The organism is Streptomyces sp. NBC_01669 (assembly GCF_026339735.1).
GTDB classification, from domain to species: Bacteria; Actinomycetota; Actinomycetes; order Streptomycetales; family Streptomycetaceae; genus Streptomyces; species Streptomyces yanii.
This window is the reverse complement of record NZ_JAPEQG010000001.1, coordinates 4,122,907-4,140,126: the sequence shown is the minus strand read 5'-3', so window position 1 is coordinate 4,140,126 and position 17,220 is coordinate 4,122,907. Positions and strand designations below refer to the sequence as shown.

16 protein-coding genes are annotated in these 17,220 nt (G+C 71.1%); 11 read left to right on the top strand and 5 right to left on the bottom strand.

The genetic code is table 11. The annotated features are described in order from the left end of the window. The first annotated feature begins 15 nt into the window (after nt 1-15). The 5 genes from OG972_RS18380 to OG972_RS18360 all read left to right on the top strand — a co-directional run bounded on the left by OG972_RS18380 (nt 16) and on the right by OG972_RS18360 (nt 5,209). Nucleotides 16-1,641 carry a 4-coumarate--CoA ligase family protein gene (locus OG972_RS18380; protein ID WP_266982868.1) on the top strand — a complete coding sequence of 542 codons (1,626 nt, stop codon included), beginning with the start codon at nt 16-18 and terminating at the stop codon, nt 1,639-1,641. After that, a complete protein-coding gene (locus OG972_RS18375; RefSeq protein ID WP_266982866.1) occupies nt 1,638-2,372 on the top strand; it encodes an enoyl-CoA hydratase family protein in 735 nt (244 codons plus the stop codon). The genes OG972_RS18380 and OG972_RS18375 overlap by 4 nt, the downstream gene beginning before the upstream one ends. Continuing rightward, nucleotides 2,360-2,953: a TetR/AcrR family transcriptional regulator gene (locus OG972_RS18370; RefSeq protein WP_266982864.1), complete on the top strand. Its 594-nt coding sequence runs from the start codon at nt 2,360-2,362 to the stop codon at nt 2,951-2,953. Before OG972_RS18375 ends, OG972_RS18370 begins: the two co-directional genes overlap by 13 nt. A 13-nt stretch (nt 2,954-2,966) precedes the next feature. Continuing rightward, nucleotides 2,967-3,551 carry a hypothetical protein gene (locus OG972_RS18365; RefSeq protein ID WP_266982863.1) on the top strand — a complete coding sequence of 195 codons (585 nt, stop codon included), beginning with the start codon at nt 2,967-2,969 and terminating at the stop codon, nt 3,549-3,551. A 65-nt stretch (nt 3,552-3,616) separates the two neighbouring features. Then, nucleotides 3,617-5,209: an IS1182 family transposase gene (locus tag OG972_RS18360; protein WP_266982217.1), complete on the top strand. Its 1,593-nt coding sequence runs from the start codon at nt 3,617-3,619 to the stop codon at nt 5,207-5,209. A gap of 110 nt (nt 5,210-5,319) precedes the next feature. Here OG972_RS18360 and OG972_RS18355 read toward each other — a convergent pair whose 3' ends face one another. Then, nucleotides 5,320-6,429, bottom strand: a complete 1,110-nt coding sequence (locus OG972_RS18355; RefSeq protein WP_266990560.1) for a citrate synthase 2 — start codon at nt 6,427-6,429, stop codon at nt 5,320-5,322. Between the two features lie 222 nt (nt 6,430-6,651). On the opposite strand from OG972_RS18355, the gene pdxH reads away from it, so the two are divergent. After that, the gene (gene pdxH / locus OG972_RS18350) at nt 6,652-7,278 is read left to right on the top strand and encodes a pyridoxamine 5'-phosphate oxidase (protein ID WP_266990558.1); all 627 of its coding nucleotides are present in this window, start codon (nt 6,652-6,654) and stop codon (nt 7,276-7,278) included. A 366-nt stretch (nt 7,279-7,644) separates the two neighbouring features. Continuing rightward, a complete protein-coding gene (locus OG972_RS18345) occupies nt 7,645-8,991 on the top strand; it encodes a PAS domain-containing protein (RefSeq protein WP_266982861.1) in 1,347 nt (448 codons plus the stop codon). A 74-nt stretch (nt 8,992-9,065) separates the two neighbouring features. Here the strand turns inward: OG972_RS18345 and OG972_RS18340 are convergent, their stop codons facing one another. Continuing rightward, complete coding sequence (locus OG972_RS18340) at nt 9,066-9,821, bottom strand: SIS domain-containing protein (RefSeq protein WP_266982860.1); 756 nt, start codon at nt 9,819-9,821, stop codon at nt 9,066-9,068. A gap of 201 nt (nt 9,822-10,022) precedes the next feature. Here OG972_RS18340 and OG972_RS18335 point away from each other — a divergent pair, with 201 nt between their 5' ends. Then, nucleotides 10,023-10,715, top strand: a complete 693-nt coding sequence (locus OG972_RS18335) for a metal-dependent transcriptional regulator (protein ID WP_266982858.1) — start codon at nt 10,023-10,025, stop codon at nt 10,713-10,715. 613 nt (nt 10,716-11,328) lie between these two features. Next, entirely contained in the window at nt 11,329-12,222 is an 894-nt protein-coding gene (locus OG972_RS18330; protein WP_266982856.1) for an alpha/beta fold hydrolase, read from the top strand. A 24-nt stretch (nt 12,223-12,246) separates the two neighbouring features. On the opposite strand, the gene OG972_RS18325 is transcribed toward OG972_RS18330, so the two are convergent. From OG972_RS18325 to OG972_RS18315, 3 genes are read right to left on the bottom strand one after another with little or no spacing between them, the layout of a single operon-like run. Beyond that, nucleotides 12,247-13,893, bottom strand: a complete 1,647-nt coding sequence (locus OG972_RS18325; RefSeq protein WP_266982854.1) for a transporter — start codon at nt 13,891-13,893, stop codon at nt 12,247-12,249. Beyond that, nucleotides 13,890-14,717, bottom strand: coding sequence for an ABC transporter ATP-binding protein (locus OG972_RS18320; RefSeq protein WP_266982852.1), 828 nt, complete (start codon nt 14,715-14,717; stop codon nt 13,890-13,892). Before OG972_RS18320 ends, OG972_RS18325 begins: the two co-directional genes overlap by 4 nt. Before the next feature lie 40 nt (nt 14,718-14,757). Further along, nucleotides 14,758-15,444 carry a bifunctional DNA primase/polymerase gene (locus OG972_RS18315; RefSeq protein WP_266990556.1) on the bottom strand — a complete coding sequence of 229 codons (687 nt, stop codon included), beginning with the start codon at nt 15,442-15,444 and terminating at the stop codon, nt 14,758-14,760. A gap of 131 nt (nt 15,445-15,575) precedes the next feature. On the opposite strand from OG972_RS18315, the gene OG972_RS18310 reads away from it, so the two are divergent. Next, a complete protein-coding gene (locus OG972_RS18310; RefSeq protein ID WP_266982850.1) occupies nt 15,576-15,728 on the top strand; it encodes a hypothetical protein in 153 nt (50 codons plus the stop codon). A 35-nt stretch (nt 15,729-15,763) separates the two neighbouring features. Then, nucleotides 15,764-17,146 carry a transcriptional regulator gene (locus OG972_RS18305; RefSeq protein ID WP_266982848.1) on the top strand — a complete coding sequence of 461 codons (1,383 nt, stop codon included), beginning with the start codon at nt 15,764-15,766 and terminating at the stop codon, nt 17,144-17,146. Nucleotides 17,147-17,220: the final 74 nt, after the last annotated feature.

The following is a 17,220-nucleotide window of genomic DNA, read 5'->3' as shown; positions in this document are numbered from 1 at the left end:
TCGAAGGGACCCGCCATGGTGAACGTGTTCCGCAGCGAGTACGCAGACGTCCAGCCGCTCGACCTGCCCATCCATGACGCGGTCCTCGGGCAGGCCGCCGGCACCTACGGCGACACGGTCGCCCTGATCGACGGCACCGACGGCACCACCGCCCTCACCTACCGGCAGCTCGACACCTTCCACCGACGGATCGCGGCTGCGCTCGCCGCCGCCGGGGTCCGCAAGGGCGACGTCCTCGCCCTGCACAGCCCCAACACCCTTGCCTACCCGGCCGTGTTCTTCGGAGCCACCCGGGCAGGTGCGACCGTCACCACCGTGCACCCGCTCGCCACGGCGGAGGAGTTCGCCAAACAACTCCGCGACTCCTCCGCCCGGTGGATCGTCACCGTCTCCGCCCTTCTCGAAACCGCCCGCCGCGCAGCCGAACTCGTCGGCGGCATCGAGGAGATATTCGTCTGCGACCGGGCCGACGGACACACCTCCGTCCTCGACATGCTGGGCTCCACCGCCCCCGAACCGCAGATCGCCATCGACCCGGCGGAGGACATCGCCGCACTGCCGTACTCCTCCGGCACCACCGGCACGCCCAAGGGCGTGATGCTCACCCACCGCTCCATGGCCACCAACCTGGAACAGCTGCGACCGTTCATCCCGATGAACCCCGGCCACCGGATCCTGGCCGTCCTGCCGTTCTTCCACATCTACGGGCTCACCGCTTTGATGAACGCCCCGCTCCGGCTCGGCGCCACCGTCGTCGTCCTGCCGCGCTTCGACCTCGTCCAGTTCCTCACCGCGATCGAGAAGCACCGGATCAGCGGGCTGTACGTGGCCCCGCCGATCGTGCTGGCCCTCGCCAAGCACCCGGCCGTCGCCCAGTACGACCTGTCGTCGCTGGAGTACGTCGTCAGCGCCGCCGCCCCGCTCGACGCCGAACTCGCCGCCGCCTGCTCCCGGCGCCTGGGACTGCCGCCGGTACGGCAGGCGTACGGCATGACGGAACTCTCGCCCGGCACCCATGTCGTCCCGCTCGCCGCCGAGAACCCGCCGGCCGGCGCCGTCGGGAAACTCCTGCCCAGCACCGAGATGCGCATCGCCTCCCTCGACGACCCGGACCGCGACGCCGGGATCGACACCGACGGCGAGGTGCTCATCCGCGGCCCGCAGGTGATGAAGGGCTACCTCGGCCGGCCCGACGCCACCGCCGACATGATCGACGCCGACGGGTGGGTACACACCGGCGACATCGGCCGCGTCGACGCCGACGGCTGGCTGTCCGTCGTCGACCGGGTCAAGGAACTCATCAAGTACAACGGCTACCAGGTCGCCCCCGCCGAACTCGAAGCCCTGCTGCTCGGCCATCCGTCGATCGCGGACGCCGCCGTCATCGGGGTGTACGACACGGACGGCAACGAAGTCCCCAAGGCGTATCTGGTCCGTCAGGCGGGAGTCGCCGCCGCCGACCTCACCGCGGACGACGTCATGGCGTACGTCGCCGAGCACGTCGCCCCGTACAAGAAGGTCCGGCGGGTGGAATTCATCGATGCCGTACCGAGGGCCACCTCCGGAAAGATCCTCCGGCGCGAGCTGCGCGACCGGGAGAAGGCCAACGAAGAGATCGGCGAGAGGGCGGAAGAGGCATGAAACTGGTCCGCACCGGCCGCGAGCGCGGGATCGCCACCGTACGGCTGGACTCACTGACGAACCGCAACGTGCTCTCCGCACGGCTCGTCGCCGAACTCCACGAAGCGCTCGCCGCCTACGGCGGGGACGAGACCGTACGCGCCATCGTCCTCACCCACACCGGCACCACGTTCTGCGCCGGCGCCGACCTGGGCGCACCCCCGGAGCCCGAGGCGTTCGTCGCCCTGATGCGGCAGATCGTGACCCTGCCCAAACCGGTCGTGGCCCGCGTCGACGGACATGTCCGGGCCGGCGGACTCGGCCTCCTCGCGGCCTGCGACATCTCTGTCGCCGGACCCGCCTCCACCTTCGCCCTCACCGAGTCCCGGCTCGGCCTCGCCCCCGCCGTGATCTCGATGCCGCTGCTGCCCCGCACCGACGCCAGGGCCGCCGCCCGCTACTACCTCACCGGAGAACGGTTCGACGCGACCGAAGCAGCCCGCATCTCCCTCGTCACCATCGCCGCCGAGGACGTCGACAAAGCACTCGTACCCGTACTGGACGGACTGCGCAGGGCCTCACCGCAGGGGCTGGCAGCATCGAAGGAGCTGGTCACAGCTACTGTGCGGGAGAGTTTCGACCAGTACGCCGAAGACCTCATCGCCCGCTCGGCAGCACTCTTCGCCTCCGCCGAGGCACGGGAGGGGATGACGGCCTTCCTCGAACGACGGGACCCCGCATGGGTGTTGTGACGCCCCCCACCGACAGGACCCCCAAGCAGGACCGCAGCCGCGCCACCCGCCAACGGCTGCTCGAAGCCGCGGTCGCCTGCCTCGCCGAACGCGGCTGGGCAGGCTCCACGGTCTCCGTCGTCGCCGAACACGCCGGGGTTTCCCGAGGCGCCGCCCAGCACCACTTCCCCACCCGCGAGGACCTGTTCACCGCCGCCGTCGAATACGTCGCCGAGGAACGCTCCGCCGCCCTGCGCGCCCTGCCCGTACAGGGCCGTACGGCTGTCGTCGCCGCCCTCGTCGATCTCTACACCGGCCCGCTCTTCCGCGCCGCCCTCCAGCTCTGGGTCGCCGCGTCCAACGAATCGCAGCTCCGCCCCCGCGTCACCGAACTCGAAGCCCGCGTCGGCCGCGAGACCCACCGCATCGCCGTCGAACTCCTCGCCGCCGACGAGACGAAGCCCGGCGCACGCGAAACCGTCCAGGGGCTCCTCGACATGGCCCGCGGCCTCGGGCTGGCCAACGTGCTGACCGATGACACCGCCCGGCGTCAGAGGGTCGTGGCACAGTGGGCGGCACTGGTGGACGACGCACTCGACTGATTTTGGGGGACCTGTGGGTGACCACTTCCAGACGATCGTCGACCTCGACGCCACCGAGCAGGACGCCCCACCACTCGGCGCCGGGCTCCTCGACTGGCTGATCGCCGAAGGAATCGTCAGCGCCGAGCGCACCGACTGCGTCCTCGACGGAGACGGCTACGGCAACGCACCTGGTCCGAACTACGCCAAGGCCGTCGACGACCCGGAACCGGTCGACCTGTGGAGCAACGGCCTCCACGTCGCGACCGGACGCGCCGTCTTCGACAGCGGCCAGGGCGACGCGGGAGCTGCCACCTGCCCGCTCTGCGCCACCGAGATCCGCCTCGTCGACGACACCTGGTGCCCCGTCGACAGCGCCTGGGCCCCGCTCGCGGGCCGGCTCGGCGCCTGGGCGAACGGCGGCGAAGGCCTCGTGGAGTGCCCCTCCTGCCGCCGGCCCTCCGGCATCGACCGCTGGAGCTGGGAGGACGACTACTACGCCTGCGGGCAGCTCGGCCTCACCTTCTGGAACTGGGCGGAGCTGACCCACGGCTTCGAGCAGGAGGTGCGGCGCCGCCTCGGCGGACACCGCACCGTCACTCTCCGCGGCAAGCTCTAGAAGACTGCTGAAAATCTTTTGCGTTCTGGCCCCGGACCGGCAGGTCCGGGGCCAGTCTTGTGAGCATGCAGGGGGAATGGGCCGGGGAGATGGTCGGGCCGGATGTGTGGGAGACCTGCCGGGAGTTGATCCCGGCAGGGAGTGTGTTCGCTTTCCTGGCCGAGCATCGTGAGGTGCTGTTCCCGCCGGAGTTCTTCGCGGACATGTATCCGTCGGCCAACGGACGGCCGTCGTTGCCGCCGCAGGTGCTGGCCGCGACGGTGGTACTGCAGAGCCTGCAGGGGCTGTCGGACTTCGAGACAGTCCAGGAACTGCGATGTGACCTGCGCTGGAAGGCCGCCTGCGGGCTGGGCCTGTACGACACCGCCTTCGATCCCTCGCTGCTGACCTATTTCCGGCGCCGGCTCGCCCGCTCGGCCGACCCGACGCGGATTTTCACCAAGGTCAAAGAGGTGGTGACTGCCACCGGTGTCCTCAGAGGAAAGCAGCGCCGGGCGCTGGACTCCACCGTCCTGGACGATGCGGTGGCCACTCAGGACACCGTCACCCAGATCGTGGCCGCGATCCGCCGCGTGATCCGTGAGGTCCCCGGCGCCGGCGAGGTCGCCGGCCGGTGGTGTACTGCTCACGACTACACCGACCCCGGCAAACCCAGGATCGCCTGGAATGACGAAGCCGCCCGCGAGGCGCTGGTCGACGCCCTGGTGACCGACGCGCTCAACATGCTCGGCCGTCTGCCCGAGCGTGAGCTGGGCGAGCGGGCCGCGAACGCGGTGGGCCTTCTCGCTCTCGTCGCAGGCCAGGACGTGGAGCCGGCCGAGGACTCCGACGGCCGCGACGGACGCTGGCGTATCGCCAGGCGCACCGTGCCCGACCGGACGGTGTCCACCGTCGACCCCGATGCCCGGCACATCCACAAGAACCGAACCCGCCACCAGGAGGGCTTCAAAGGACACGTGTCCTTCGAGCCAGAGGCCGGACTGTTCACTGCCGTCGCGTTAACCAGCGGCTACGGGCCGGACAACCACGAGGCCGCCGTCGCGCTGGACCTGCTGGCCGACAAAGACCACAGCGAGGGCGAGACGCTGACCGTGCTCGGCGATTCCGCCTACGGCACCGGCGACCTGCGTGAACAACTGACCGCCCAGGGCCACGTCCTGGTGGTCAAGCCGCCGCCGTTGCGGCAGGCCGTCCCAGGAGGCTTCACCATCGACGACTTCCACGTCGACACCGACGCCGCCACCGTGACCTGCCCGGCCGGACAGACCGCGAACCTGGGCTGCACCAAGGCCGACGGGGGCCGCACCGCCCAGTTCAAACGGCTGTGCACCGGCTGCCCACTGCGGGAACGCTGCACAACCTCCAAGACCGGACGGGTTATCAACGTCCACCCTCAGCACGAACTGCTGACCGCAGCCCGCGTCCAGGCCGCCACCGACACCGCCTGGCAGGACGAATACCGCCGATGGCGGCCCCCGGTCGAACGCGCCATCGCCTGGCTCGTCGCCCACGGCAACCGCAGAGTCCGCTACCGAGGCGTCATCGCCAACAACATCGCACTCCACCACCGCGCCGCCGCCCTCAACCTCCGCCGACTGATCAACCTCGGACTCACCCGCACCAACACCACCTGGCACCTCGCCCCGGCCACCCCATGACGAAGAAGGGGCCGCCCGGCCTACGGCCGAACAGCCCCTCAACAAGATTTTCAGCAGTCTTCTAGAGCCTCTTGTCCGGATCCCGCCGGGCTTGCGCGGTACCGAGACCGTCAGTTCCCCAGATCCGTGATCTGCTCGTACCCCTCGATCTCCCCGGGGTCACGCGGCCCGGGGCCGACATACCTCGCCGACGGCCGCACCAGCCGTCCCGTGCGCTTCTGCTCCAGGATGTGCGCCGACCAGCCCGCCGTACGCGCACACGTGAACATCGACGTGAACATGTGCGCCGGGACCTCCGCGAAGTCCAGCATGATCGCCGCCCAGAACTCCACGTTCGTCGCCAGCACCCGGTCCGGGCGCCGCGCGTGCAACTCCTCCAGCGCGGCCCTCTCCAGCGCCTCCGCCACCTCGAACCGCGGCGCACCCAGCTCCTTCGCGGTCCGCCGCAGCACGCGCGCCCGCGGGTCCTCGGCCCGGTAGACCCGGTGCCCGAAGCCCATCAGCCGCTCACCCTTGTCCAGGGCCTTCTTCACGTACGCGGTGGCGTCACCGGTCCGCTCGATCTCCTCGATCATGCCGAGGACCCGGGACGGGGCGCCGCCGTGCAGCGGACCCGACATCGCGCCCACCGCACCGGACAGCGCGGCCGCCACATCGGCGCCGGTCGACGCGATGACCCGGGCGGTGAACGTGGACGCGTTCATGCCGTGCTCGGCGGCCGACGTCCAGTACGCGTCGACGGCTTTGACGTGCTTCGGGTCCGGCTCGCCGCGCCAGCGGATCATGAACCGCTCGACGACGGACTGCGCCTTGTCGATCTCGCTCTGCGGGACCATCGGCAGCCCCTGCCCGCGCGCCGACTGGGCGACGTACGACAGTGCCATCACGGCGGCCCGCGCCAGATCGTTGCGGGCGGTCTCCTCGTCGATGTCGAGGAGCGGCTTCAGCCCCCAGACCGGCGCCAGCATGGCCAGCGCGGACTGCACATCGACACGGATGTCACCCGAGTGGACCGGGATCGGGAACGGCTCGGCGGGCGGCAGCCCGGGGTTGAACGCCCCGTCGACCAGCAGACCCCACACGTTCCCGAACGACACATGACCGACGAGATCCTCGATGTCGACCCCGCGGTAGCGGAGCGAGCCGCCTTCCTTGTCGGGTTCGGCGATCTCCGTCTCGAACGCGATGACTCCTTCGAGTCCGGGTACGAAGTCGGACATCATGGGCTCCCTCGATCGGCGGCTGTATGGAGGCCACAGTGGCCTGCCCCAAGATATTGGCGGGTTCCCACGATGCGGGGAAGCGTGACATCCGGCACAGCCACCCACTTCATCCGAGCGCGATTGGCACCCCTCCTTACCGGGCAGACTCGGCCCCTGCGGCAGGATGACCCCGTGCCCACCGCAGATTCCCCTTCCGATTCCACCACCGATCCGGCCGCGATGCGCGAGCAGTACCGCTCCGAGGGCTTCACCGAGGACACGCTCGACGCCAACCCGATTCAGCAGTTCGCCCACTGGTTCCGGCAGATCGCCGCAGGTGGAATGGTCTACGAGCCGAACGCCATGGTGGTCTCCACAGCCACCCCCGACGGCCGCCCCTCCTCCCGGACGGTGCTGCTGAAGAAGTACGACGACCGCGGTTTCGTCTTCTTCACCAACTACGCCTCCCGCAAGGGCCGCGAGCTGGCCGCCAACCCGTACGTCTCCCTGCTCTTCCCCTGGCACCCGCTGGCCCGCCAGGTCATCGTCACCGGCACTGCGGCCCGTGTCGCCCGCGAGGAGACGGTCGCCTACTTCCGTACCCGCCCCCACGGCTCCCAGCTGGGCGCCTGGGCGAGCGAGCAGTCGACGGTCATCGGCTCCCGCCAGGAACTCATCGACCGGTACGAGGAACTGGCGGCCCGCTACCCGGAGGGCGAGCACATCCCCGCACCCCCCGAGTGGGGCGGCTTCCGCGTCGTACCGGAGACGATCGAGTTCTGGCAGGGCCACGAGAACCGTCTCCACGACCGGCTGCGGTACGTACGCGAGGGTGAGGGCTGGCGAGTGGAACGCCTCTGCCCCTGACCGGCCCCGAACACGCAGAAACCCGCGGGCTCTGGTCCCTCCTTGCGGAGGAGCCGGCCGGATCTACCGGCGAGCCCGCGGGTCGGTGACTGCTTGGGTTTCGGCAGACAGCCTGCCGAGGTGCACGATGTGCGACGACGGGCTGTCAGCCCGCAGCCACCTCACGAATCCGATAAGACTGCACTTTTCGGATCACCTCCTTTCAACGTGTACAACACACACTAGGAACCTCTCCGGGACCGCACAACCCATTTATCGAGATCTTTCGGAGTACCGATTTCCCGGAATTCGATGTGTGCTGAGTCACGTTCGAGTTCAATGATCTGACGTGTGGCAACGGCGGACACGTCCGGCAGGGGGTCCGGGATGAGCGCTTCCAGGAGCAGTGGGATCACCGACGCCCTCGGGCCCGAACCCATCCCCGGGTCGGAGCTGCTCGCGGCCCTGCTCGACGGTATGGACGCGGCGCTCTGCGCGTTCGACGCGGGCGGTGCGATCACCCACTGGAACCGAGAGGCCGAGCGGATTCTCGGCTGGACCGCCGAGGAAGCGGTGGGGCGGCCCGGGTTCGCGGGGTGGGCGGTGCGCCATGCGGACGCGGGTGAGGTGCACGGGCGGCTGATGGCGGCCATGGACGCGCCGGGCCGCCAGGTCCACGAGTTCGCGCTGCTGCGCAAGGACGGCGGCCGGGTGCTCGTACGGACCCAGTCGGCCGGGGTGCGGGGCGCGGACGGGAAGCCGGCCGGGGTCTACTGCGCATTCGGCGAGGTGCACGCGCAGATCGACCTGGAGCGGTCGATCGCCCTCAGTGAGGCGCTGTTCGAGGACGCCTCCTGGGGCGTGGTCCTCGTCGACGTGGACCTGCGGCCGACGGTCGTCAACGCCTATGCGGCGCGGGCGCTCGGCGGCGGCCGTACGACCATGCTGGGACGCCCGCTCGGAGAGCTGCTCGTGCAGGGTGTCGAGGACCTGGAGGGCGCGCTGCAGCACGTCCTGGCCGAGGGGCCGCCGCCCGCGCCCGCCGACCTGTGGGTGACGCTGCGGACGGCGGAGGGGGACCGGCGGCGCTGCTGGCACAGCGGGTTCCTGCAGCTGGCGTCGCCGCTCGCGGAGGAGCCGGTTCCGCTGGGGGTCGGCTGGCTGTTCCAGGACGTGACGGCGGAGCGGCTGGCGGCGCAGGAGGCGGACCGGGTGCGGTTCCGGTCGAACCAGCTGCACCGGGCGTGCCGGTCGGCGGCCGAGTGCGAGGACCCGATGGAGGCGGCGACGTCCTACCTGGACTACGCACTCGCGGGCTTCGCCGACCATGCGCTGATCGACCTGGTGGCGGGGGCGCGGCTGGTCCGGGCGGCGGCGACGCCGACCGACGCCCCCGGCCCGTGCCAGCCCGTGGCGGGAGGCGGCATCCCGCTCCGCTACGCCCCGGGCCACCCGGCGCTCCAGGCGGTGGACCGCACGGGCTCGGTCCGCGTGAGCGCCGGTGCGGCTCCGGGGGCCGGGGCCTGGGCGGCGGACCGTCAGTGGCCGGGCGACTCGGTCCATGCCCTGTGCGCGGTGCTGCGGAGCCGGAGCCGGACGCTGGGCGTGGTGACGTTCCTCCGGGCGGCGAACCGCAGCCCTTTCGAACGCCAGGACGCGACGTACGCGGAGAGCGTGGCGGCCCGGGTGGCAACAGCGGTGGACCTGTCCCGGGCGCTGGCCGCAACCTCCTAGGGGCGGACCGATCCGGCCCGTCCGGCGTTCGAGGACGGAACTCGTCACCCGGGGAAGCCGCAACCCCTGCCTCATCAGTGCCGGTAGAAGATCCGATCCGCGTACTCCGCCATCACGCGCCCGTTCCACTCGTGCCCGCCGTCGACGTTCCCCGACCGCAGCAGCGGCGGCTCGATCCCCCGCTCGACCAATCGCTCCGCGGCCGTCGCCATCATGGCCTGCATCACCGCACTGGTGACCACCGTCGACGCGGGCGCGAACGGCGCCTCGACGCCCTTCGTCGTCAGCTCCGCGTCGCCGATCGCGATCTTGCTGTCGATGACGATGTCGCAGTGGTCCCGAAGGAACCCGCCCGAGACGTGCCGCGACCGGGTCCCGTCCGCGTAGGCGACCGACGTGACACCGATGACCTTCAGGCCGAGTGCCCGCGCGTTGACCGCCATTTCGACGGGCAACGCGTTGCGCCCGGAGAGCGAGATGATCACCAGCAGGTCGCCGGCGCTCGCCGGGCTGGAGTCGAGCACGGCGCCGGCCAGCCCCTCGACCCGTTCCAGCGCCGAGCCGAGCGTCGCCGGCATGACGTCGACGCCGAGTGTGCCGGGCACGGCGAGCAGGTTCATCAGGGCCAGTCCACCGGCCCGGTAGACGACGTCCTGGGCGGCGAGGGACGAGTGGCCGGCGCCGAACGCGAAGAGCCGGCCGCCTGCTTCGACGGTGTCGGCGATCGCGGTCCCGGCCGCCGCGATCGGGCCGGCCTCCTCGTCGCGTACACGCTCCAGCAGGCCGATCGCTGCATCGAAGAACTGACCGGCCAGTTTGCTGTCGCTCATCGAGGAGGCCCTTTCCGCAGGGGTGGGGTGTCCGTGCCGCGGATCACGTTGCGGTCTGGACCAGTGACCTGTCAATACCGTCCGGGACGCACACGGACGGTCGGGGGTTCGGTCGGCACGGCACGGTTGTCAGCGGTATGCGTCAGAATTGCTTGAGGGCCAGCGCACGACGTTTTCATGTCACAGCATCGAGGGGCACGAATGTCCGGACTGATCGACACAACGGAGATGTATCTCCGCACCATCCTCGAACTCGAAGAGGAAGGCGTCGTTCCCATGCGCGCCCGGATCGCGGAACGGCTGGACCAGAGCGGTCCGACGGTCAGCCAGACGGTGGCGCGGATGGAGCGCGACGGTCTGGTGCAGGTCGCGGGCGACCGGCATCTGGAGCTGACGGAGGAGGGCCGTCGGCTGGCGACCCGGGTGATGCGCAAGCACCGCCTCGCCGAGTGCCTGCTCGTCGACGTGATCGGCCTGGAGTGGGAGCAGGTGCACGCCGAGGCCTGCCGCTGGGAGCACGTGATGAGCGAGGCGGTGGAGCGGCGGGTGCTGGAGCTGCTGCGGCACCCGACGGAGTCCCCGTACGGGAATCCGATCCCGGGCCTGGAGGAGCTGGGCGAGAAGGCCGAGGCCGACCCGTTCCTGAACGACGGCATGGTGAGCCTGTCCGAGCTCGACCCGGGCGCCGACGGCAAGACCGTGGTGGTGCGCCGGATCGGTGAGCCGATCCAGACGGACGCCCAGCTGATGTATACGTTGCGGCGGGCGGGCGTGCAGCCCGGTTCCGTGGTCAGCGTGACGCAGTCGCCGGGCGGGGTGCTGGTCGGCAGCAGCGGTGAGGCGGCGGAGCTGGACTCCGAGGTCGCCTCGCACGTGTTCGTGGCCAAGCGCTGACCGGAGGCGGCCCGGGAGGGGCGCACGTGGACCGCACGCCGACCTGTACGAAGGAAGCCGAAGCGTAACGTCCGGTTTCCGTTTTTCCGTCCCGAATGGCAGCGGCCGGGCGCATCGCATGCCAGGCTGTGGCTGAGCCATACCTGAGAGTGTCGGCCGCCTGGCCATGCGGTCGGGGAGGGAGCAGCGGATGCGCCCGTCGTACTGGCATGTGCAGCAGAGGGCGGCTGCCACGAACACGGACACCCTGACCGCCCCGCCCGTCCGGGCTGCCCACAAGACCGCGGCCCCTCACGTCGCGGCCCCGGTCCCGCACGCCCCCCGGACGTGGGAGGGCCCCGGCGCCGCGCGGCGCCGGGGCCTCTCCTCCCCTGTTCCGACCTGGAGCCCCGAGCTCTCAAGGTCGGTCCCCACGGACCCTCATCCCCGAGTGGTCCGCCTCCCGGAGAAGATCTCCCCGCCGCGGGCGACGTCAATCCTTGGAAGGGGTCACTCGAACGAGGGGTGTTGCGAGCCGAACACCGATTTTCGAATACAGGTTCGATAGTCTGGCGTGACGCGACCACACGGCGATCGAGCAGTTGTCGAGGACCAGAAGGGGGTGCCAGGACCTATGGTGCGGCGCATCGATGTAACCGGATCCGACGGCGTACGCCTCGCGGCCTGGGAGTTCGCAGACCCGCCCAAGGAGCGCACGGAGGGCGAACGCGCCCCCGGGGTCTTACTGCTTCATGGACTGATGGGCCGGGCCTCCCACTGGGCCTCCACCACCCGCTGGCTCGCCGAGCGGCACCGGGCGGTCGGCCTCGACCAGCGGGGGCACGGCCGCAGCGAGAAACCCACCGAAGGCCCGTACACGCGTGAGGCGTACGTCGCCGATGCCGAGGCGGCGATCGAACAGCTCGGTCTGGCCCCCGTCACCGTCGTCGGCCATTCGATGGGTGCCCTCACCGCCTGGCAGCTCGCCGCCAAGCGCCCCGATCTGGTCCGCGCCCTGGTCATCTGCGACATGCGGGCCTCCGCGCTCGGCGCGGCCTCGCAGCGGGAGTGGGAGGACTGGTTCAAGTCCTGGCCGGTGCCGTTCGCGACGCTCTCCGACGTGCGGAAGTGGTTCGGCGAGGACGACCCCTGGGTGGAGCGGCCGAACCCGGCCCGCGGCGAGTTCTTCGCCGAGGTGATGGCCGAGCGCGCCGACGGCTGGCGCCCCGTCTTCTCCCGCCGCCAGATGCTCCAGTCCCGTGCGACATGGGTGTACGACGCGCACTGGGAGGAGTTGGCACAGGTCCGGTGCCCGACGCTGGTGCTCCGCGGCCTGGACGGCGAGCTGGGCCGGGCGGAGGCCCAGGAGATGGTCCGCGTACTGCCGCGCGGACAGTACGCGGAGGTGGCGGACGCCGGCCATCTCGTCCACTACGACCAGCCGGAGGGCTGGCGCGCCGCGGTCGAACCGTTCCTGGAGCAGTTCGCCGAGGACCCCCGGAACGACCGCGAGCCGGTCTCCCCGTGACGGAGCAGCCCCGCCCGGCCCGCGTCACCCCTTGCTGACCGCCGCCAGGATCTCGGGCAGCCGGTTCGCCGTGCGCGGTGCGGCCAGCCGCAGCCCCGCCCAGGCGACCAGCGCCCCGTACGCGCTGCCGACCGGCAGCACCACCCACAACCAGTCCTCCGCGTCGATCAGATGCAGCCAGATCGTCGCCACGATCACCGGCGCGCACAGCAGCGCCGCCGAGACCATGCCGCCGAAGATCGAGATCCAGGCGAGCCCGGCCTGCCCCGGTGCCACGTTCTTGAACCCGCTGTCCTGAGGGATCGAGTACGGGAAGTTGGCCGACGCCAGTGCCCCCGTCGCCAGCATCGCGCCCAGCAGGGCGAGCGACAGCCCTATGGCGCCCGGCAGCTTCTCCCAGTCGCCGAGCACCGCCGCCGTCACCACGGTCACCAGCACCGTGTACGGGAGAGTGATCACCAGCAACGCCGCCGCCCGACCCCGCAGTTCGAGGTAGGCGTCCCGGGTGGAGGAGATCGTCAGCGCCACCATCCAGAACGCCGAGGTGTCCTGCCCGAACTGGTTGTACATCTGGATGCCGAGCATCCCGGCGGCGAAGCAGGCGAAGTAGACCGAGCCGGTGCCCTGCACCGCGTTGAGCAGCGGCACGATCAGCCCGATGGCGAGCGCCGTCACCCAGGCGGCCTTGGTCTTCGGGTCCCGTGCCACGTACCGCAGACTGCGCCGTATCACCGTCCCCGAGCGCCCCTCGGGCAGCAGTGCGGAGAGCCGGGAGCCGCCCCTGCCGGACTTCTCCCGGGCCGTTCCGGCGGCGGCCTGCGTGGAACCGTCCGGGGCGGTCATCAGCTTCACCAGACTCCGCTGCCACAGCCACACCAGCGCACCCAGCGCCGCGACGGAGAGCAGCAGTTGTGCCACGGCCCGCCCGTACGACCCCTGCGCCGCCGAGTCCACCGCGCCGATCGCCGAGGCGGGCGGCAGCCAGCGCACCACGTCCGCCGCCGGGTCGAGCGTGGCGAGGCCACCGGACCGGCCGAGCCGCTGCGCACCGAAGTTGACGACCTGGATGCCGACCGCGACCACGAGTCCGCTGAGAACCGCCAGATCGCGGCCCTTGCGGGAGCTCAGCAGCCGGGTGTTGGCCGTGGCGACGGCCCGCGCCAGGGCGACGCACACCACCAGTGTCAGCGGCACGGCGACCACCGCGCACACCACGGCCGCCGCCCCGTGCGCCACCGCGAACACCGAACCGGCCGCCAGGCAGAGCGTGAACAGCGGTCCGATGCCGACGAGCGACGCCACCAGCAGCGCACCGACCAGCGGGCGCGGCCGCAGCGGCAGCATCACGAGCCGGCTCGGGTCGAGGGTTTCGTCGCCGCTGGGGAAGAAGAGCGGCATCACCGCCCAGCCGAGAGCCAGCACCCCGGTCAGCAGGACCGTCAGGGAACCCGCGTGGGCGTGGCCGCGCAGTGCGGCCAGCGCGATGAGCTGGCCCGCCGCGAAGAGCAGGGTGAGGACGACGGACGAGATGTACGCGACCCGTCTGCCGGAGGACTGCCGCAGCCCGTTGCGCAGCAGCGTCAGCTTGAGCCGTACGAAGACGCGGACGAGCCGTTCGCCGCCGGCAGCGGGGCGGGCGGCGGAGGTGACGGGTGTGTCGAGCACGCTCATCGGGCGCCGCCCAGCCAGTCGAGGGAGTCGCCGGTGTCCCGGCCGCCCGCGCCGACGAGTTCGAGGAACGCGTCCTGCAGCGACGGCGCCTTGCCGCGCACCTCGGCGAGGGTGCCGTGCGCCCGGATCGTGCCGTCCGCCATGACGGCCACCCAGTCGCACAGCGACTCGACGAGCTCCATCACATGGCTGGAGAAGACGACGGTCGCCCCCGAGCGGGTGTACCGCTCCAGGACCCCGCGGATGGTCTGCGCCGAGACGGGGTCGACGCCCTCGAACGGCTCGTCCAGAAACAGCACGTCGGGGTTGTGCAGCAGCGCCGCGGCGAGCCCGATCTTCTTTCGCATGCCGGTCGAGTAGTCGACGACCAGCTTGTTCCGGGAGCCCGCCAGGTCGAGCACGTCCAGCAGCTGGTTGGCCCGCTTGTCGACCTCGGCGCCCGGCAGCCCGCGCAACCGTCCGGTGTACGCGAGGAGTTCGCGCCCCGAGAGGCGTTCGAAGAGCCGCAGCCCCTCCGGCAGGACGCCGATCCTGGCCTTCACCTCGACCGGGTCCCGCCAGACGTCGTGCCCGCCGACCTCGACCGTGCCGTGGTCGGGACGGAGCAGCCCGGTCACCATCGACAGCGTGGTCGTCTTGCCCGCGCCGTTGGGTCCGACCAGACCGATGAACTTGCCTGCGGGCAGCTCCAGATCGATCCCGGCGACCGCGACCTGCTCCCCGAACCGCTTCCACAAGCCCTGTACGCGAACGGCGGGCGGCGCCGTTCGCGCCCCGCCCGCCTCCGCCGCCCCGTGCGATCCCGCCGTGTTCCGGTCCGACATGGTGCTCCTGCTTTCGGTGTCCCCGTGTGAGGGGCCCAGACTACGAAAGGCGTGCGCGCGCGGCGGCTGCTTCCCGTCCGCAGGCGTAGGCGAGGGGGCTGATGACCTCTTCGGCTTCGGGCAGCCAGCGGTTGGCGGGGGTGGGCCGGCGCGCCCACTGCACCGCACCGCGCCCGCCGATTCTGGTCGGCGGGCCCACCACGTAGTGGCCCTCACCGCGGCCGAGCAGACCGATCGCGGTGGCGCTCCAGCCCAGCCTCCGTACGAGATCGTCCACCTTGGCCGCCGCGCCGGGCAGTACGAAGAAGAGCATCCGGTGGTCGGGGGTGCAGGTGACGGGGCCGAGCGGCAGGTTCATCCGCTCCATCCGGGCCAGCGCCAGGAAGCCGGCGGACTCCGGTACGTCGATCGCGTCGAAGGTGCGCCCGGTGGGCAACAGCACCGAAGCCCCGGGCTGCTGGGACCACATCCGGCGGGCCGCGGCGCCGCTGCCGGTCGACCAGGTCGCCCAGTCGGGCCGGGTGGGGTGGGCGCCGGGGGCCGCGCAGCGGGCTTCTCCGCAGGAGCACCGTTCCGCCCCTTCCACCACCTGTAGCCAGGTGCCGGGGAACACGTCCCAGTGCCGCTCCTCCGCATAGCGCACGGCGGCGTCGAGCAGTTGCTCACCTCGTTGTTGGGGGACCTGTGCGGTTTCCGTGACTCCGATGGGCTCTTCCACGAACATCACAACTTCCGCCACCACCTGGGGTTACGGGCGTGGCGAACGCGGTCACGGTGCATCGGCCCTGCACATGGGGCGCATGGATGCATGGATGGGGGCGCGCATGAGGCAGTGCGTCGAGGGGCGGGTAGCCACATGTGGGGAATCCGGAACAGTTCCCCCATGCCGAATACGCGCCGAACCTGAACAACGACACGATAAGCGCCATGAATGCCGTGAATACCGTGAACGCCACGGAAAACACCAACACGATCCATGTGCGCATTTCTTGGGCATATGCCGGGCAGTGATCCATTCACCGATCACTGCGGTCTCAGGGGGAAACATGGCAGCCAGGCCTCTCGTCGCACGCCAGCCGAACGAACGGCTCCAGGCGCTCATCCAGGAAGCCGGATGCTCCAATGCGGGCCTCGCCCGCCGGGTCAACATGGTCGGCGCGGAGCGCGGCCTCGACCTCCGTTACGACAAGACTTCCGTGGCCCGCTGGCTGCGCGGGCAGCAACCGCGCGGCAGGGCACCGGGAATCATCGCCGAGGCGCTCGGGCGCAAGCTCGGCCGTACGGTCACGATCGACGAGATCGGGATGGCCAACGGCAAGAATCTGGCGTCCGGAGTCGGCCTGCAGTTCGCGCCGACCGTGATCGGCGCGATCGAGCAGGTCTGCGAGCTGTGGCGCAGCGATGTCGGACGCCGCGACGTCCTGTCCGGTTCGGCGGTCGCGTCCTCGGCGCTGGTCGAGCCCAGCAGGGACTGGCTGATCACCGGTGCCGACCCGCAGGTGGCGCGCGCGGCGGGGGCGCGGGTCGGGATGTCGGACGTGGAGGCGGTGGTGGCGATGACGGCGGCGCTGGTCGACCTCGACCACCGGTTCGGCAGCGGACATGTGCGGCCGGTCCTGGTGCACTACCTCAACAGCGTGGTCTCCGGGCTGCTCTCGGGGGCGTACCGCGAAACGGTCGGGCGGCAGCTGTTCGCGGCGGTCGCGCGGCTCACCGAGCTCGCCGGGTACATGGCGGTCGACACGGGGCAGCCGGGGCTCGCCCAGCGGTACTACATCCAGGCTCTGCGACTGGCGCAGGCGGCGGGCGACCGGTCGTACGGCGGCTATGTGCTGGCTGCTTCGATGAGCCATCTCGCCGCACAGCTCGGCAACCCGCGGGAGATCGCGCAGCTGGCACGGGCCGCGCAGGAGGGAGCGCGCGGGCGGGTCGCGCCGCGCGCGGAGGCGATGTTCTACGCGGCGGAGGCGCGCGGGCACGCGCTGCTCGGCGATGCCCGGACGTGCCAGGCGGTGGCGGGCCGGGCCCTGACGGCGCTGGAGCACGCCGAACCGGACACCGGTGACGACCCGCCATGGATCGTCCACTTCGACTCCGCCTATCTCGCCGACGAGCTGGCCCACTGCCACCGCGATCTCGGCCAGGCGGAGGCGGCCGCGCGCCGGGCGACGGAGTCCCTGGCCGGCCTCCCGGAGTCCCGGGCCCGGCGCCGGGGCATCGGTCTGGTGCTGCTCGCCACGGCGCAGGTGCAGCTGCGCGAGGTGGAGCAGGCGTGTCATACCGGGACGCGGGCGATGGAGCTGCTGGGGACGGTGCGGTCGAGCCGGGGCGCGGAGTACCTGGACGATCTGCAGCAGCGGCTGGTCCCGTACGGCGACGAGCCGGCGGTCCGGGAGTTCGGAGCGCGGCTGGAGCTCCAGGCAGCCTGACCGGCGTCTGATCAGGGATTTTTTCGGGGCGCCCGTTAACTGCGTCGTCAGGGCCCGGCGTGTTACTGCCCCTG

Excerpts from the sequence above, each read along its gene's own strand:
- OG972_RS18380 (WP_266982868.1), top strand. The coding sequence starts at position 16 with ATGGTGAACGTGTTCCGCAGCGAGTACGCAGACGTCCAGCCGCTCGAC.
- OG972_RS18375 (WP_266982866.1), top strand. The coding sequence starts at position 1,638 with ATGAAACTGGTCCGCACCGGCCGCGAGCGCGGGATCGCCACCGTACGG.
- OG972_RS18370 (WP_266982864.1), top strand. The coding sequence starts at position 2,360 with ATGGGTGTTGTGACGCCCCCCACCGACAGGACCCCCAAGCAGGACCGC.
- OG972_RS18360 (WP_266982217.1), top strand. The coding sequence starts at position 3,617 with ATGCAGGGGGAATGGGCCGGGGAGATGGTCGGGCCGGATGTGTGGGAG.
- OG972_RS18355 (WP_266990560.1), bottom strand. The coding sequence starts at position 6,429 with ATGTCCGACTTCGTACCCGGACTCGAAGGAGTCATCGCGTTCGAGACG.
- pdxH (WP_266990558.1), top strand. The coding sequence starts at position 6,652 with ATGCGCGAGCAGTACCGCTCCGAGGGCTTCACCGAGGACACGCTCGAC.
- OG972_RS18345 (WP_266982861.1), top strand. The coding sequence starts at position 7,645 with ATGAGCGCTTCCAGGAGCAGTGGGATCACCGACGCCCTCGGGCCCGAA.
- OG972_RS18340 (WP_266982860.1), bottom strand. The coding sequence starts at position 9,821 with ATGAGCGACAGCAAACTGGCCGGTCAGTTCTTCGATGCAGCGATCGGC.
- OG972_RS18335 (WP_266982858.1), top strand. The coding sequence starts at position 10,023 with ATGTCCGGACTGATCGACACAACGGAGATGTATCTCCGCACCATCCTC.
- OG972_RS18330 (WP_266982856.1), top strand. The coding sequence starts at position 11,329 with ATGGTGCGGCGCATCGATGTAACCGGATCCGACGGCGTACGCCTCGCG.
- OG972_RS18325 (WP_266982854.1), bottom strand. The coding sequence starts at position 13,893 with ATGAGCGTGCTCGACACACCCGTCACCTCCGCCGCCCGCCCCGCTGCC.
- OG972_RS18320 (WP_266982852.1), bottom strand. The coding sequence starts at position 14,717 with ATGTCGGACCGGAACACGGCGGGATCGCACGGGGCGGCGGAGGCGGGC.
- OG972_RS18305 (WP_266982848.1), top strand. The coding sequence starts at position 15,764 with ATGGCAGCCAGGCCTCTCGTCGCACGCCAGCCGAACGAACGGCTCCAG.